General features: G+C 69.1%; 14 protein-coding genes. 10 read left to right on the plus strand and 4 right to left on the minus strand.

The genetic code is table 11. The features are described from left to right. Positions 1-14 precede the first annotated feature (14 nt). A complete protein-coding gene (gene pepN / locus EKE94_RS07800) occupies positions 15-2,582 on the minus strand; it encodes an aminopeptidase N (RefSeq protein ID WP_127906024.1) in 2,568 nt (855 codons plus the stop codon). Between the two features lie 136 nt (positions 2,583-2,718). On the opposite strand from pepN, the gene EKE94_RS07805 reads away from it, so the two are divergent. From EKE94_RS07805 to EKE94_RS07825, 5 genes are all read left to right on the plus strand, one after another. Continuing rightward, positions 2,719-2,952, plus strand: a complete 234-nt coding sequence (locus EKE94_RS07805; protein WP_127906025.1) for a hypothetical protein — start codon at positions 2,719-2,721, stop codon at positions 2,950-2,952. 211 nt (positions 2,953-3,163) lie between these two features. Continuing rightward, positions 3,164-3,943, plus strand: a complete 780-nt coding sequence (locus EKE94_RS07810) for a gamma-glutamyl-gamma-aminobutyrate hydrolase family protein (protein ID WP_127906026.1) — start codon at positions 3,164-3,166, stop codon at positions 3,941-3,943. 919 nt (positions 3,944-4,862) lie between these two features. Next, positions 4,863-5,555 carry a D-lyxose/D-mannose family sugar isomerase gene (locus EKE94_RS07815; protein WP_127906027.1) on the plus strand — a complete coding sequence of 231 codons (693 nt, stop codon included), beginning with the start codon at positions 4,863-4,865 and terminating at the stop codon, positions 5,553-5,555. Between the two features lie 237 nt (positions 5,556-5,792). Then, positions 5,793-7,367 carry a Re/Si-specific NAD(P)(+) transhydrogenase subunit alpha gene (locus EKE94_RS07820; RefSeq protein ID WP_127906028.1) on the plus strand — a complete coding sequence of 525 codons (1,575 nt, stop codon included), beginning with the start codon at positions 5,793-5,795 and terminating at the stop codon, positions 7,365-7,367. Between the two features lie 13 nt (positions 7,368-7,380). Beyond that, positions 7,381-8,871: an NAD(P)(+) transhydrogenase (Re/Si-specific) subunit beta gene (locus EKE94_RS07825; protein ID WP_127906029.1), complete on the plus strand. Its 1,491-nt coding sequence runs from the start codon at positions 7,381-7,383 to the stop codon at positions 8,869-8,871. A gap of 137 nt (positions 8,872-9,008) precedes the next feature. On the opposite strand, the gene EKE94_RS07830 is transcribed toward EKE94_RS07825, so the two are convergent. Then, on the minus strand, positions 9,009-9,707 hold the full coding sequence (locus EKE94_RS07830; protein ID WP_127906030.1) for a corrinoid protein: 699 nt from the start codon (positions 9,705-9,707) through the stop codon (positions 9,009-9,011). 235 nt (positions 9,708-9,942) lie between these two features. On the opposite strand from EKE94_RS07830, the gene EKE94_RS07835 reads away from it, so the two are divergent. Beyond that, on the plus strand, positions 9,943-11,025 hold the full coding sequence (locus tag EKE94_RS07835; RefSeq protein WP_127906031.1) for a PA0069 family radical SAM protein: 1,083 nt from the start codon (positions 9,943-9,945) through the stop codon (positions 11,023-11,025). Between the two features lie 93 nt (positions 11,026-11,118). Here the strand turns inward: EKE94_RS07835 and EKE94_RS07840 are convergent, their stop codons facing one another. Together EKE94_RS07840 and EKE94_RS07845 are read right to left on the minus strand one after the other, a co-directional pair. After that, positions 11,119-11,802: an NUDIX hydrolase gene (locus tag EKE94_RS07840; RefSeq protein ID WP_127906032.1), complete on the minus strand. Its 684-nt coding sequence runs from the start codon at positions 11,800-11,802 to the stop codon at positions 11,119-11,121. Positions 11,803-11,860: 58 nt separating this feature from the next. After that, the gene (locus EKE94_RS07845; RefSeq protein ID WP_127906033.1) at positions 11,861-12,259 is read right to left on the minus strand and encodes a DUF983 domain-containing protein; all 399 of its coding nucleotides are present in this window, start codon (positions 12,257-12,259) and stop codon (positions 11,861-11,863) included. Positions 12,260-12,434: 175 nt separating this feature from the next. Between EKE94_RS07845 and EKE94_RS07850 the strand changes: the two genes are divergently transcribed. The 4 genes from EKE94_RS07850 to EKE94_RS07865 all read left to right on the plus strand — a co-directional run bounded on the left by EKE94_RS07850 (position 12,435) and on the right by EKE94_RS07865 (position 14,885). Then, complete coding sequence (locus tag EKE94_RS07850) at positions 12,435-13,058, plus strand: EF-hand domain-containing protein (protein ID WP_127906034.1); 624 nt, start codon at positions 12,435-12,437, stop codon at positions 13,056-13,058. A 98-nt stretch (positions 13,059-13,156) separates the two neighbouring features. Continuing rightward, a complete protein-coding gene (locus EKE94_RS07855; RefSeq protein ID WP_407940878.1) occupies positions 13,157-13,747 on the plus strand; it encodes an RNA polymerase sigma factor in 591 nt (196 codons plus the stop codon). Then, on the plus strand, positions 13,734-14,210 hold the full coding sequence (locus EKE94_RS07860) for a hypothetical protein (protein ID WP_127906036.1): 477 nt from the start codon (positions 13,734-13,736) through the stop codon (positions 14,208-14,210). Before EKE94_RS07855 ends, EKE94_RS07860 begins: the two co-directional genes overlap by 14 nt. A 3-nt stretch (positions 14,211-14,213) precedes the next feature. Further along, positions 14,214-14,885, plus strand: a complete 672-nt coding sequence (locus EKE94_RS07865; protein ID WP_127906037.1) for a periplasmic heavy metal sensor — start codon at positions 14,214-14,216, stop codon at positions 14,883-14,885. Positions 14,886-14,962: the final 77 nt, after the last annotated feature.

A 14,962-nucleotide genomic window follows, 5' to 3' on the forward strand; every position in this document is an offset into this window, starting at 1 on the left:
CCGCGATGACGATATCAGGCGTCTCCCAGGATCCGGCCCACCATCTCGGCGCTGTCGCGGCTCAGCCCCCGGGTCGCGCGGATGCGTTCCAGCGCGGCGCGCATCATGTCGCGGCGGTCTGCATCGTAGCGGTGCCACGTCTCGAACAGCGTCGTCATCCGCGCGGCCGTCTGCGGGTTCACCGGGTCCAGCCGGATCAGCCAGTCCGCGACCAGCTCGTAGCCCGCCCCGCCTGCCGCGTGAAAGCCTGCGTGGTTGCCGCCCAGCCCACCGATGACCGAGCGGAACCGGTTGGGGTTCTTCCAGTCGAAGGCGGGATGCTGGGTCAGCCGGGCCGCGACGTCCGCGGCATCGGCGGGCGCGGCATAGCCCACCTGCAGCGCGAACCACTTGTCCAGCACCAGCCGGTCATCGGCCCAGCGACGGTAGAACGTCGCCGTGGCCTCGTCCCCGCCATCCGCGCGGATCAGGCAGGCCAGCGCGCCCAGCTCGTCGGTCATGTTGTCGGCGGCGGCGAACTGCTTCTGCGCCCGCGTGCCGCCGTCGATCCGGCTGAGAAGGCCAAGCGCCGTCTGCCGCAGCGCGCGGGCGTTGGCGGCCTTGGGATCGGGGCTGTAGGGGCCGGGGCGTTCGAGCGCGTCGTAAAGGTCGCCCAGGACCGCAGAAAGCTCCTCGGCGATCCGCAGGCTCAGCTTTTCGCGCGCGGTCCAGATCGCCAGCGGATCCGGCGTCACGCCGGAATCGGTCAGCGTCTGCGCCATGTCGTCGTCGGACGGCAGCGCCAGAGCCAGCGCGCGGAACGCGGGGTCGAGCGTGTCGTCCTGCGTTACCCGCCGCAGCGCCGACAGGTAGTCGGGGCCGGGGGCCGCGTCGTCGGTCACCATGCGTGACAGCACGTCCTTGGCCAGGGTACGCCCCGCCTCCCACTTGTTGAAGGGGTCGGTGTCATGCGCCAGCAGGAAGGCGCGTTCCTCGGCCGTGCTCTGCCGCGTCAGGATCACCGGCGCCGAGAAGCCGCGCAAAAGCGACGGGATCGGCCGTGTCTCTTGGCCGGGGAAGGTAAAGCTCTGCTCGGTCTCGGTGATCTCCAGCACGCGGGTCGGCATCGTCTCGGACCCGTCCGGCGCCAGCAGGCCGAGCGCCACGGGGATCACCTGCGGGCCCTTCTCGGGCTGGCCGGGGGTGGGCGGCGTCTCTTGCCGGAAATGCAGCCGATAGACGTTGTCGGTGTAGTCTTCGCGCACCGACAGCCGGGGCGTGCCCGACTGGGTGTACCACCGCTTGAATTGGGTCAGGTCGCGGCCCGTGGCATCCTCGAACACACGCAGCCAGTCCTCGATGGTGCAGGCCTGCCCGTCGTGCCGGTCGAAATAGAGGTCGAGCGCGGCGCGATAGCCCTCCTCGCCCACGAGGCGGCGCAGCATGCCGATGACCTCGGCCCCCTTTTCGTAGACGGTGGCGGTGTAGAAGTTGTTGATCTCGATATAGCTCTCCGGTCGGACCGGGTGGCTGAGCGGGCCGTTATCCTCGCGGAACTGGCGGGCGCGGAGGGTCAGCACGTCGTCGATCCGCTTGACCGCGTGGCTGCGCTGATCGCCCGAGAACTGCTGATCGCGGAACACGGTCAGCCCCTCTTTCAGGCACAGCTGGAACCAGTCGCGGCAGGTGATGCGGTTGCCGGTCCAGTTGTGGAAATACTCGTGGGCGATGATCCCCTCGATCATCTCGTAATCGCGGTCGGTCGCGGTTTCGGGGCTGGCCAGCACATACTTCGAATTGAAGATGTTGAGCCCCTTGTTCTCCATCGCCCCCATGTTGAAATCGTCCACCGCGACGATGTTGAAGGTGTTGAGGTCGTATTCCCGTCCGTACTCGGCCTCGTCCCACGCCATCGAGCGTTTGAGCGCATCCATCGCGTAGGCGCATTTGCCCTCGTCGCCGGGACGCACCCAGATGCCCAGGTCGACCTCGCGTCCGGACAGGGTGCGGAAACTGTCGGCGTGGCGCACCAGGTCGCCCGCGACCAGCGCGAAGAGGTAGGCGGGCTTGGGCCAGGGGTCCTGCCACTCGGCCCAGCCGTCGCCCGCGACGGTCGGGTTGCCGTTCGACAGAAGCACGGGGCAGGTGGCGGGGTCGGCCTCGATCCGGACCGAGAAGGGCGCCATCACGTCGGGCCGGTCCGGATAATAGGTGATCTTGCGAAAGCCCTCGGCCTCGCACTGGGTGCAGTACATGCCGTTCGACATGTAAAGCCCTTCCAGCGCGGTGTTGTCGGCGGGCGCGATCTCGACCTCGCATTCCCAGTCGAAGGCGGTGGCGGGCGCGGGGCAGGTCAGCCCGTGATCATCCACCGTCACGTCGGCGGGGGCGCCGTCGATGGTGGCGCGGATCAGGCGCAGGCCTTCGCCGTCCAGCCGCAGGGTGCCGGCGGCGGGGCCGTCGGGATTGGGGCTGAACCGGATCTGGCTGACGACCCGGGTGGCCTTGGGGTCCAGTCGGACCTGCAGCGACACATCGTCCAGCAGATAGGGATAGGGGGCGTAGTCCTTCAGGTGGACGGCGCGGGCGGCAGCCTCTTTCATTACGTAAAACCTCGGCGCGGTGTGCGAACTTTTCCAGACCTTCGGACGTTATGCCCGCAATTGGGGCGCTACAACCCGCGCCCCGCCGGAACCTTTCCGAGGCTATGCCTTCGGAGCCGATGACGAGGTAACTATCATGTCCGCACCCCATACAGACGTCGAGCGCCAGGAAAAGCGCCATCGCTTCCCTCTCATGGGCATGGGGGGTGTCGTGCTCTTCGCGATCCTGCTTCTGGTGCTGTGGATCGCGTGGCTGGCCTTAGCCGGAAACGACCCCGATACGGCCGAGCAGCAGATCGACGGGCGCACCGGCGCGGTCGAGATGCAGGAGGACGGCGCCGCGGCGGCTGTCGATACCGACGGCGAGTGACGCCGACGCCTGCTGCTTCTGCATGACGGGGGCAGCCTACGGCAATAGTCGCTGAAAGGCGGGGCGGCGGTCCCGCCTTTCGCACGTTTGGCGGGCGGTTCACGACTCCTTGCGTCCTGCGCCGATCCTTGCCGGGATCCTGAGCCTTGTGAGACGCGGCACAGGCCCGATATGCTGACCTGCAGGCACAGCAGGCAAGGCAGGGTCGCGCATGGCACGTCCGGTCGTCGGGATCATCGGCAACCCCCATACCATCAACGGTGAATACGAACTTCACGGTGCGGGGGTGATGAACACCGAAGCCGTGGCCGAGGCGTCGGGCGCGATCCCGGTCATCATCGCCGCCGACCCGCGGTTCGTCGGCGTCGACGAGCTGATCGAGGTCTGCGACGGGTTCGTCTTCACCGGAGGACGTCCGAACGTTCATCCCGAAGCTTATGGCGAGGTCGAAACGCCCGCCCACGGCGCCTTTGACCGGGCCCGCGACGCGGTGACGCTGCCGCTGATCCGCAAGCTTGTCGCGCGGGGGCAGCCCTTTCTGGGCATCTGCCGCGGGTTTCAGGAGGTCAACGTCGCCATGGGCGGCACGCTCGACCCCGAGATCCGGGATCTGCCGGGACGGATGAACCACCGGATGCCGCCCGATGGCACGCTGGAAGAGAAGTTCGCGCTGCGCCACAAGGTCAGCTTTACCCCCGGCGGGGTCTTCGCGCGGCTGATGGGGGCAGACGCGGTGATGACCAACACCCTGCACGGTCAGGGCATCCGCCGGGCAGGGGCGCGCATCGTCGTCGATGGCCACGCCCCCGACGGCACGGCCGAGGCGATCTATGTCGACGGCGCGCCGGGCTTCACCCTGGCTGTTCAGTGGCATCCTGAGTATCGCGCGGCGACGGATCCTGTGTCCCGTCCCCTGTTTGCGGCGTTTGGGCGCGCGGCCGCGGTCTGGGCCGCGGAACGCTCTCCGGTGCCTGTGCGAAGGATTGCGTGACGGGCTCGGTCCCGAAGACCCGCCCGCCGAAGCTGCGCGCCGCCTCGATCACCGGCAGGCCGGGATTGGCGCGGCAGAAGATCAGCATCGAGGTCGCGACATCCGTGCTGTCGAGTGCGACCAGTGGCTCGCCCTCGGTCAGCGTGTCGCCCCCGTCGATCCGTCCCGCCATGTAGCCAAGCGCCCAGTCGGCGGCCTGCGCCAGGACGTTCACATTCTCGACCCCCGTGATCTGCCCGCAGGGCTGCAAACCAATGCCGCCGATCCCGGCAGCCTCGGCCGCGGCGATGATGTCGGGGGCGTCGGCGGCTGCGTCTGCGGGGGCCTCGCCGCCCGCGCTGGGGGCGGCCTTTCCGTCTGTGCCTTCCGCCTCGCCCTCGGGCAGAAGCTCTTCGTCGAGGATATCGCCCGCCGCGGGATCTGCCGAAGCGGTGGCCGCGTCCGGGCCGGGATCGGAAGCATCCGCATCCGCGGGCGGTGCCGTGGGGGCGGCAGAGACGGGATCGGCCGCCGGCGCGTCCCCTGCATCGGCGTCTGTCCCTGCGGTGCCCGCCTGCGCGGCGCCGTCATCCGGGGCGGACGGCGCATCGGTGGAGGGCGCATCGGTTGCGGGCGCATCTGCGGGGGCGTCTGCATCCTCCGTATCCTCGCCGATCTCGTCGGGGGCGGCAGGCGGCGGCGCTGTCGCTGCGGGCGGGGTGCTGCCGTCCTCCGACGCCGCGTCGCCCGGGGCGGGGGCGTCCTGCGCCAGGGCGGCAGGGCCCAGCGCAATCCCCGGTGTCACGGTCAGCCACAACGCGGCTAGGCAGGAAAAATTCGGCCTCATGGGGCAGACCCCTCTATACAATCCGTCCCCGGCGCTAGACATCTGCGCAAGGGGCGGCCCGGTCGTGGCCGCGGTAGGACAATGAGGCATTCCATGAAACGTTCCCGCATCAACGCCATCCTGCGCGAAGCGCAAGAGATGATCCGGTCCTACGGCTTTACCCTGCCGCCCTTCGCGAACTGGACCCCGGATGAGTTCCGCGCACGTGCGCCCGAGGCTGCGCGGATCATCGATGCGCGGCTGGGCTGGGACGTGACGGATTACGGCGGCGGCGACTTCGACCGCATGGGCCTGTTCCTCTTCACCCTTCGCAACGGGCTTCTGTCCGACCTGCAGAAGGGGCAGGGCATGTGCTATGCCGAAAAGCTGCTGATCTCCAAGCAGGACCAGCTGTCGCCGATGCACCGCCACACGGTGAAGGCCGAGGACATCATCAACCGCGGCGGCGCTACCCTGATCGTCGAACTCTACGGCTCGGACGACGCGGGCGCCTTTGCCGAGGATCGCGGCGGCACCGTCTGGTGCGACGGCATCCGCCGCGATTTCGCCCCCGGCGACAAGCTGCGCTTTGCCCCCGGCGAAAGCGTGACGCTGATGCCGGGCGACTGGCACGCCTTCTGGGGTGAAGGCGGCGACGTGCTGGTGGGTGAGGTGTCGACCGTCAACGACGACGAGACCGACAACACCTTCCGCGACGATATCGGCCGTTTCAGCCAGATCGAAGAGGACGAGGACCCGCTGCACCTGCTGGTCAGCGACTACGACGCCCGGCTGGGCCGGAGCTGACGCGCCGTTGATCCGTCGTTGATCCGTCGCTGAGACCACCGGCGGATCGCAAGGCGCACGGCGGGGCGCACGGCCTGCCGGACGGCAGGGCGCGAACCGGGAACCGCCATGCCATATCGCGGCCGCCGACCTTCGGGCGCGGCGGCCTTTGCTTGAGCGTCCCGGCGCCGTGACGTAGCGTCGGTGACACCCGCCCCCGAAACCGGACCAGGCGGGACCGAACAGAGGGGGACAGGTGTGAAGATCGGAACGCCGAAAGAGATCATGGATGGCGAGGCGCGCGTCGCGATGACGCCCGACAGCGCAAAGGCCCTCCAGAAGCTGGGCCATGACTGCGTGATCGAGGCGGGCGCGGGGATGCGCGCGGGCTTTACCGACGCCGCCTATGCCGAGGCCGGGGTCGAGGTGGTCGAGGGGCCGGATGCGCTGTGGTCCGCGTCCGAGATCGTGGCGAAGGTCCGCCCGCCGACCGAGGACGAGACGCGCCGTCTGTACGCCGGACAGACGCTGATCTCGTTCTTCTACCCGGCGTCGAACGCGGCGCTGCTGGAGCTTGCCAAGGATCAGGGCGCGAGCGTCATCGCCATGGACATGGTGCCGCGGATCTCCCGCGCGCAGAAGATGGACGCGCTGTCTTCGATGGCCAACATCGCCGGCTACCGCGCGGTGATCGAGGCGGGCAACAACTTCGGCCGCTTCTTCACCGGCCAGGTGACGGCGGCGGGCAAGGTGCCGCCCGCGAAGGTTCTGATCGTCGGCGCCGGCGTCGCGGGGCTTGCCGCCATCGGCACGGCCACGTCGCTGGGCGCGATCACCTACGCCTTCGACGTGCGCCCCGAGGTGTCGGAGCAGATCGAGAGCATGGGCGCCGAGTTCGTGTTCCTCGATTTCGAGGACACCGCGACCGACGGGGCCGAGACGGGGGGCTATGCCGCGCCGTCCAGCCCTGAGTTCCAAGAGAAGCAGCTTGAGAAGTTCCGCGAGCTTGCGCCAGACGTCGACATCGTCATCACCACCGCGCTGATCCCGAACCGCGATGCGCCCGTCCTTTGGACCCGAGACATGGTCGAGGCGATGAAGCCCGGCAGCGTCATCGTCGACCTCGCCGCCGAGCGGGGCGGCAACTGCGAGCTGTCGCGGAAGGACGAGAAGATCGTCACCGACAACGGCGTGACGATCGTGGGCTACACCGACTTTCCCAGCCGGATGGCCACGCAAAGCTCGACGCTTTACGCCACCAACATCCGCCACATGATGACCGACCTGACGCCCGACAAGGACGGGGTCGTGAGCCATGACATGGAAGACGACGTGATCCGCGGCGCCACCGTGACCCATGGCGGCGAGATCACCTATCCCCCGCCGCCGCCAAAGGTGCGCGCCATCGCCGCCCAGCCCAAGCGCGACAAGCCCAAGGAGCTGACGCCCGAGGAGCGCCGCGCGCAGGAAACCGCGGCCTTCAAGGCGCAGACCCGGCAGCAGGTGACCCTGCTGGCGGTGGGGGCTGCGCTGCTTCTGGCCGTGGGCCTCGTGGCGCCGGCCAGCTTCATGCAGCACTTCATCGTCTTCGTGCTGTCGGTGTTCGTGGGCTTCCAGGTGATCTGGGGCGTCGCGCATTCGCTGCACACGCCGTTGATGGCCGTGACCAACGCAATTTCGTCGATCATCATCCTTGGCGCGCTGATGCAGATCGGGTCGGGGTCGTTCCTGGTGATCCTGCTGGGGGGCCTGTCGGTCCTGATGGCCGGGATCAACATCTTCGGCGGCTTCCTCGTCACCCGGCGCATGCTCGCCATGTTCCAGAAATCCTGAGGGGGGCCTTTTGATGGACTTCGGATTCACCACGGCGGCCTACGTGGTCGCGGCCGTCCTCTTCATCCTCAGCCTCGGCGGGCTGTCGGGGCAGGAAAGCGCCAAGCGCGCGATCTGGTACGGCATTGTCGGCATGGCGCTGGCGGTCTTCGCCACGCTGATCGGTCCCGGATCGGGGCTGTGGCTACTGTCGCTTCTTCTGATCGCGGCGGGGGGCGCCATCGGCGTCGTCGTCGCCAAGCGGGTGCAAATGACCGAGATGCCGCAGCTTGTCGCGGCGATGCACTCGCTCGTCGGCCTTGCGGCGGTCTTCGTGGGTTACAACGCGCATATCGAGCTGGGTCGCGTCATGGCGGCCTTTGCCGCGGCGGGCGTGCCCTATCCCGTCGATGCCTCGGTGCTGCTGCCCGCCGATACCGGAATGGCGCTGCCCGACTTCCGTGGCTTCGCGGAAATCCTCGCCCACAAGACGGCGGTCGAGGTCAATATCCTGCGGGTCGAGCTTTTCCTCGGCGTCTTCATCGGCGCGGTGACCTTCACCGGGTCGGTCATCGCCTACGGCAAGCTCGCGGGCAAGGTCACCTCGACCGCGACCAAGCTGCCGGGGGGGCACCTGCTGAACGCGGGCGCGGCGGCGATCGCTCTGCTTTGCCTCTTCTGGTACCTCGGCTCGGGCAGCTTCTTCCCGCTGTTCCTGATGACGCTGGCGGCGCTCTTCATCGGCTATCACCTGATCATGGGGATCGGCGGCGCGGACATGCCCGTCGTCGTGTCGATGCTGAACAGCTATTCCGGCTGGGCCGCGGCGGCGATCGGCTTTTCGCTGTCGAATGACCTGCTGATCGTGGTGGGCGCGCTGGTGGGCTCGTCCGGCGCGATCCTCAGCTACATCATGTGCAAGGCGATGAACCGCAACTTCGTCTCGGTCATCCTCGGCGGGTTCGGCGGCAGTGCCGGCCCGGCGATGGAGGTCGAGGGCGAGATGGTCGCAACCGATGCCGACGGCGTGGCCGCGGCGCTGGAGGAGGCCGACAGCGTGGTCATCGTGCCGGGCTACGGCATGGCGGTGGCGCAGGCGCAAAGCAACGTGGCCGAACTGACCCGCCGCCTGCGCGCGCAGGGCAAGGAGGTGCGCTTTGCCATCCACCCCGTCGCCGGGCGCCTGCCGGGGCACATGAACGTGCTGCTGGCCGAGGCCCGCGTGCCCTACGACATCGTGCTGGAGATGGAGGAGATCAACGATGATTTCCCCGAAACCGACGTGGTGATCGTGATCGGCTCGAACGACATCGTTAACCCGGCGGCGCAGGACGACCCCAATTCGCCCATCGCCGGGATGCCGGTGCTCGAGGTGTGGAAAGCCAAGCAGGTCTTCGTGTCGAAGCGCGGGCAGGGCACCGGGTATTCCGGGATCGAGAACCCGCTCTTCTTCAAGGACAACACGCGGATGTTCTACGGCGACGCGAAAAAGTCGCTGGACGATCTGCTGACCCGGATCTCCTGATCACTGTCCGGCCCGGGGCGGCCAGACCCCGCCCGGGATGCCTCCTGCGAAAAAGCCCCCGAAGCATGGCTTCGGGGGCTTTCGTTTGACGTTCTCCGCCCCCGACCCACAAGGGCGAGCGTCTATACCTGGGTCGCCTAGTGCGCGGCCGTCTGATTGTGGCGGCGGGCGATGAAGGTCTTCGCCGTTTCGACCGCCACGGCGGCGTCGCGGCAATAGGCATCGGCACCGATGGCGCGGCCGAATTCCTCGTTCAGGGGCGCGCCGCCCACCAGCACGATATAATCGTCGCGGATCCCCTGCTCCTTCATCGCGTCGATCACGACCTTCATGTAGGGCATCGTCGTCGTCAGCAGCGCCGACATGCCGAGGATATCGGCCTCCTCGGCCTTGATCGCCTCGAGGTACTTTTCGACCGCGTTGTTGATGCCCAGATCGACCACCTCGAACCCGGCGCCCTCCATCATCATGCCGACGAGGTTCTTGCCGATGTCATGAATGTCGCCCTTGACCGTGCCGATCACCATCTTGCCCATCTTCGGCGCGCCGGTTTCGGCCAGCAGGGGTTTGAGGATCGCCATCCCGCCCTTCATCGCGTTGGCGGCCAGCAGGACCTCGGGCACGAACAGGATGCCGTCGCGAAAATCGGCGCCGACGATCGTCATCCCCGCGACCAGCGCCCGGGTCAGCACATCGTAAGGCGCCCAGCCGCGGTCCAGAAGGATCTGCACGGCCTCCTCGATCTCGTCCTTGAGACCGTCGTAGAGGTCGTCGTGCATCTGTTGGACAAGCTCGTCGTCGTCCAGTTCGCTCAGGATGATGTCGTCGTCGGCCATGGCGGGCCTCCACGGAGGATTGGGTTTCCAGCGACGCTTATTCGAATCACGCCTTTTGACGCACCGGTTTGCGACACCCGGAGGATATGAGGCGACATATAGCCGCGCATCGCGCATGCAGACAGGCGCAGAGCGCGAAATCGCGCTGAAATCTCTTCAAGACTTTAATCGAAATTTCGGTAGGAGCGCGCGCCTCTCGCTTGCGCATGTTCTATATACGTTCTAGCGTCGCAACATGGAAACGGGTGACAGAATCGATGCCGGACGGCGGCCCGGGCGCGGCGCGGGGGCAAACCCGGCGGGTCGGTTCGAACCCTATGCCCGGCTCCGCGAACCCGACGGCTGGGAGATCGAGGAAGAGCTGCCGCCGTTGCGGACCGAGGTGCGCGTCGAACGCCCCCGCCGGGTGGTGACCCGAAACGACAGTCCCGACCTGGGCTTCGACCGGTCGATCAATCCCTATCGCGGCTGCGAACACGGGTGCATCTACTGTTTTGCGCGGCCCGGTCACGGCTATCTGGGCATGTCGTCGGGCCTCGACTTCGAAACCCGGCTCATTGCCCGCCCGACCGCGCCCGCACGCCTCGCGGAAGAGCTGGCGCAGCCGCGCTACCGCGTCGCGCCGATCGCGATCGGCACCAACACCGATCCCTACCAGCCGATCGAGCGTGACAACCGGATCATGCGCGGCCTGCTCGAGGTCTTGCGCGATTTCCGGCATCCCGTGACCGTGGTGACCAAGGGAACGCTGATCGAACGCGATATCGACCTGCTGGCCGAGATGGCCGCCGACGGACTGGCGAGCGTCGGCGTGTCGATCACCACGCTCGACCCCGATCTGGGCCGCAGGATGGAGCCCCGGGTTCCCGCACCACACCGCCGCCTCAAGACGGTCGCCCGACTGACCGAGGCGGGGATCCCCGTGCGTGTCATGGTTTCGCCCGTCGTGCCCGGTCTGACCGATCAAGAGATCGAGGCGATACTTGCCGCGGCCCGCGATGCCGGCGCCCGTGCGGCCAGCTGGATCATGCTGCGCCTGCCGCATGAGGTCGCGCCCTTGTTCGAGGACTGGCTTGCCGAGCATTATCCCGACCGTCGCGACAAGGTACTGCGGCGCCTGCGCGAGATGCATGGCGGCAAGCTCTACGAGGCGCGGTTCGGCCATCGCATGCGGGGCGAGGGGATCCACGCCCGGATGATTGCCGAGCGTTTCGACCTGGCCGCCCGGCGGCTGGGGCTCGACGGTCCGATGCCGGGGTTGCGCACCAATCTCTTTCGTGTGCCGCCGCGGGTGGGCGATCAGCTGACGCTGTTCTGATCGCCGGGATCGCCGTGCCGGGCAGCAGCCTCAGCGCGGGTCCGGGGTCGGGCGCCGCGCTCGCCTTCGGCGGAGAGGCGAAGCGCTGCGGCGTCAGAGGTCGCCCGCCAGGCGCAGAAATTCGCTTCCGGCCTCGTCGTTGCGAAAGAAGGGCACCGTCGCCGGGGCGGCGAGGTCGGGCAGCTGTGCCGCGACCTCGGCTAGGACGACCGAGGTGATGAAGGGCAGATCGCGGTGGCGCGCCTCCTCGATCGGGACCCAGGCCAGATCGGACAATTCGTCGCCGGCGCGGGAGAAATCGTCGGGGTCGCCCGACAGGCCTGCCGCGTTGGCCACAAAGAAGCGCGCGTCGAACCGGCGCGGGCGGTCGGGCGGTGTCAGCGCGCGGAACACGAAGCGCAGGCCGCCCGGCGCGGGCAGATGCCCGGTCGCGGCAAAGCTGCGCCACGCCTCTGGCGGCGTCCCCAGCCACCGGTGCGGGCGCCCGAGGATCAGCCCGGTCTCTTCCCAGAGCTCGCGCACCGCGGCGGCGGCGAGCGTGGCGGGGGCGAGATGCCCGGCCTCTTCGGTCAGGCGTCGCGCGCAGATCCCGCTCATCGGGCGGGCCATCGGCACGCCCTTGTCCTCGGGCGACACGACGCCACCGGGAAAGACGTATTTTGCCGGCATGAAGGACGCCGCATCGGCCCGCCGTCCCATCAGCACGCGCGGCACCGGCCCCGCCGGATCGCGCAGGAGGATGATCGTTGCCGCGTCTTGCACCGCGTTTGCCGTCATTGCCTTTACTCCGGCCGCTGCGTCGGCTTCAGGCGACACCGCCGCGCGCCGCACGGGATCAGAAACCATGCATCCGCCGCGCCCATTGGAAGCTCACCATCGACCCTTTTAGCCGTGGAAGCAGGTAGAGGGACAGCGCCACCGAGCCCATCGCGAACAAGCTGAACAGCGTCGCGGGGGCAGGGCGGAAGGCGGTGAAATACCACAGCAACACCGGCGCCATGACGTGTCCGACGATCAGGATCGTCAGGTAGGCAGGCCCGTCGTCCGCACGTTGGCATGTGAAGTCCTGCCCGCAGACCGGGCAATGATCGCGCACCGTCAGGTATCCTTTCAGAAGCGGCCCGTGGCCGCAGGCCGGGCAGCACCGACGCCAACCGCGCCAAAGTGCCGTCGCAACCTCGCGGGGGGCGCGCGACGTGTCCGCGGCATCCGCTGCAAGGGGGTCGTCGTACATGGGCGGCACCAGACTGCTTCGGGCTGCACAGGACTATGTATCGCGAACGGCCCGCAGCAAAAGACCGATCCGCAAGATTGCGGCGCGATGTCGCAAAAATTCGGCATGACTTCGACGGAGACGCCCAGCCGGTCCGTATCAGTCGGGTATCGCAAGGCAAGGAGGCCGCAAAGTCATGTCACGCAAACTCATCCTCACGGCGGGGCTGTCTGCCGTTGCCCTGACCGCCATCGCCGGCCTCGGCGCCCGGGCCGAGATCGCCGCCGCGCCGCCCGCGGTGCAAAGCGTTTCGGACGGCGGTACCAGAGCCGATCAGGGGCGTGGGCGCCGCGGCCCCGACTTCGCCACTCTGGATACGGATGGTGATGGCCGCTTGACGGCCGAGGATGTGGCCGCCGCCCGCACCGGGCGGTTCGAGGCGGCGGATACCGACGGGAACGGAACCCTGGATGTCGAGGAGATCGCCGCCGCCGCGCAGCGCCGCATGGCGCGCCGGATGGTCGAGCGCTTCGACGGCAACGGGGACGGCGCCCTGTCGCCGGACGAGATGCCAGATCGCGGCGCGGGTCAGCTGGCGCATCTGCGCGCCATGGATGCGGATTGGGACGGCGCAGTGACCGAAGCCGAGTTCGCTGCCCGACCCGCACAGCGCCGGGGCCGTCCCCACGGGGCCGGGCAAGGCTGGCACCACCATGCGCCGCACGGTCCGGCGCGGGGCGGGGCAATGCCCGACGTCATGCCGGAGGTCCGCGCGCCCGAAGCGATGGGCGTGCCCGATGCGCCCGGCGCGGCCGACTAGGACAGGCCGGTCGTCGCCCCCCGAACCGGCAGAGGCCCCGGCACGTGCCCGGGCGCCGATTGCCGGATCGCGGGGGATCGGCTAGGCCGCAGGGCAGGATGTCCATGGCGCTCGACGATCATCATGACACGCCGGACGAGGCGTTGCTGATCGCCTTCGGCAACGGGGACGCCGGGGCGGCGCGGCTCTTGACCGCGCGGCTTCTGCCGCGCGTGCTGGCCATCGCGTCCCGGCTTCTTACCGGCGACCGGGCCGAGGCCGAGGACGTGGCGCAGGAGGCGATGCTGCGGCTGTGGCGGATCGCGCCCGACTGGCGCAGCGGCGAGGCGAAGGTGACGACGTGGCTCTACCGCGTGACCTCCAACCTGTGCATCGACCGGATCCGGCGGCGCGGCCGGTCCGTGGCGCTCGAGGCGGCGGGCGATCCGCCCGATCCGCACCCCGGGGCGGCCGCGGCGCTTCTCGCGGCCGACCGCAGCGCCGCGTTGGACGCCGCCCTGGCGCGGCTGCCGGACCGGCAGCGGCAGGCCGTCGTGCTGCGCCATCTGGAAGAGCTCGCCAATCCGCAGATTGCCGAGATCATGGAAATTTCGACGGAGGCGGTCGAAAGTCTGACCGCCAGGGGCCGACGCGCGCTGGCTGCCGCGCTGACCGCACGACGTGAGGAGCTGGGCTATGACGCAGAGTGACGGGACGCCCCCGACGGACCCGGGCCGGGATGATCCGCTGGATGCGCTCTTTGCGCAGGCGCGCCGCACGTCGCCCGTGCCCTCGGCCCGGCTGATAGACGCGGTGCTGCGCGATGCCGCGGCAGAGGCATCGGCGCAGGCGCCCGCTACGCAAAAGGCCGTGCGCCACGGGAACGACGCGCGCCACGGCAACGCCGCGCGCCGCGGCTGGCTTGCCCGGTTGGGCGGCGCTCTGGGCGGCTGGCCCGGTGTCGCGGGGCTGACCGCCGCCGCGGCTGCCGGTGTCTGGATTGGTGCCGCGGCCGGGCAGGGCACGGGCACGCTGTCCCGCATAGCCCAGCTGGCCGTCCCCGGCGCCGCGTCCGGGATCTACGCGAGCGCCCCGCAAAGTACGGAGGAGGAGGCGGCAAGCTACGTGCTGGCCGACCTGCTGCCCGCGATCCCCCTTGGCGAAGAGGAATGAGCCATGGCTGACCCCGCATCCCGCCGCGTGAAAATCGCCCTGATCCTGTCGCTTGCCCTGAACCTGCTGGTCCTGGGCGTCGTCCTGGGGGCCGTTCTGGGTGGCCCGCCGCATCATGGCCCGAGGGGGGCGCACGGCTCAGGCGCGCCCGGTGCCCACCTCTGGCCCATGCAGGAGCGGGGGCCGCACCACGGGCCCGGTGCCGGGCGGCGCGACCGCGACGGCGGGCCGCCGCCGCGCGGGCTGGCCCCGATGCCCTACCTCATGGCTCTGGAACCTGAGGATCGGCAGGCCCTGTTCGAGGCAATGCGCCGCAATCCAGACGGCTTTCGCAGCCGGTTTGCCGCGCTCAAGGAGGACTTCGACGCGTTCCTCGCTGTTCTGCGCGCGCCGGACTTCTCGCCCGATGCCGCGCGCGCGGTGCTTGACCGGCAAAGGGACGCGGCGACGGCTCAGCAGTCCGAGGGCGCGGAGCTGCTGATCGCTCGGCTGGCAGAGCTGCCCCCCGAAGCGCGGCTGGCCTATGCCGACCGGCTGGACCGGTCGCTGTCGCGCGGGCCGGGGCGGCGCGGGGATGACGGGGAAACGCATGTACCGGGTGTCGCGCGGGCCCCCGGTCGCGATACCCCGACCGACGCGCCCGCCGACGCGCAACCCGGCACAGCGGCGGACTGATCGGAGCCTTCGAGAGGGGGATACCCGTCGCGCCCGGGTGTGCCGCCGCGCGTCAGGGGGCGGCTCCCCGCGCCAAT

It is taken from the genome of Mesobaculum littorinae, assembly GCF_004011175.1.
GTDB classification, from domain to species: domain Bacteria; phylum Pseudomonadota; class Alphaproteobacteria; order Rhodobacterales; family Rhodobacteraceae; genus Tranquillimonas; species Tranquillimonas littorinae.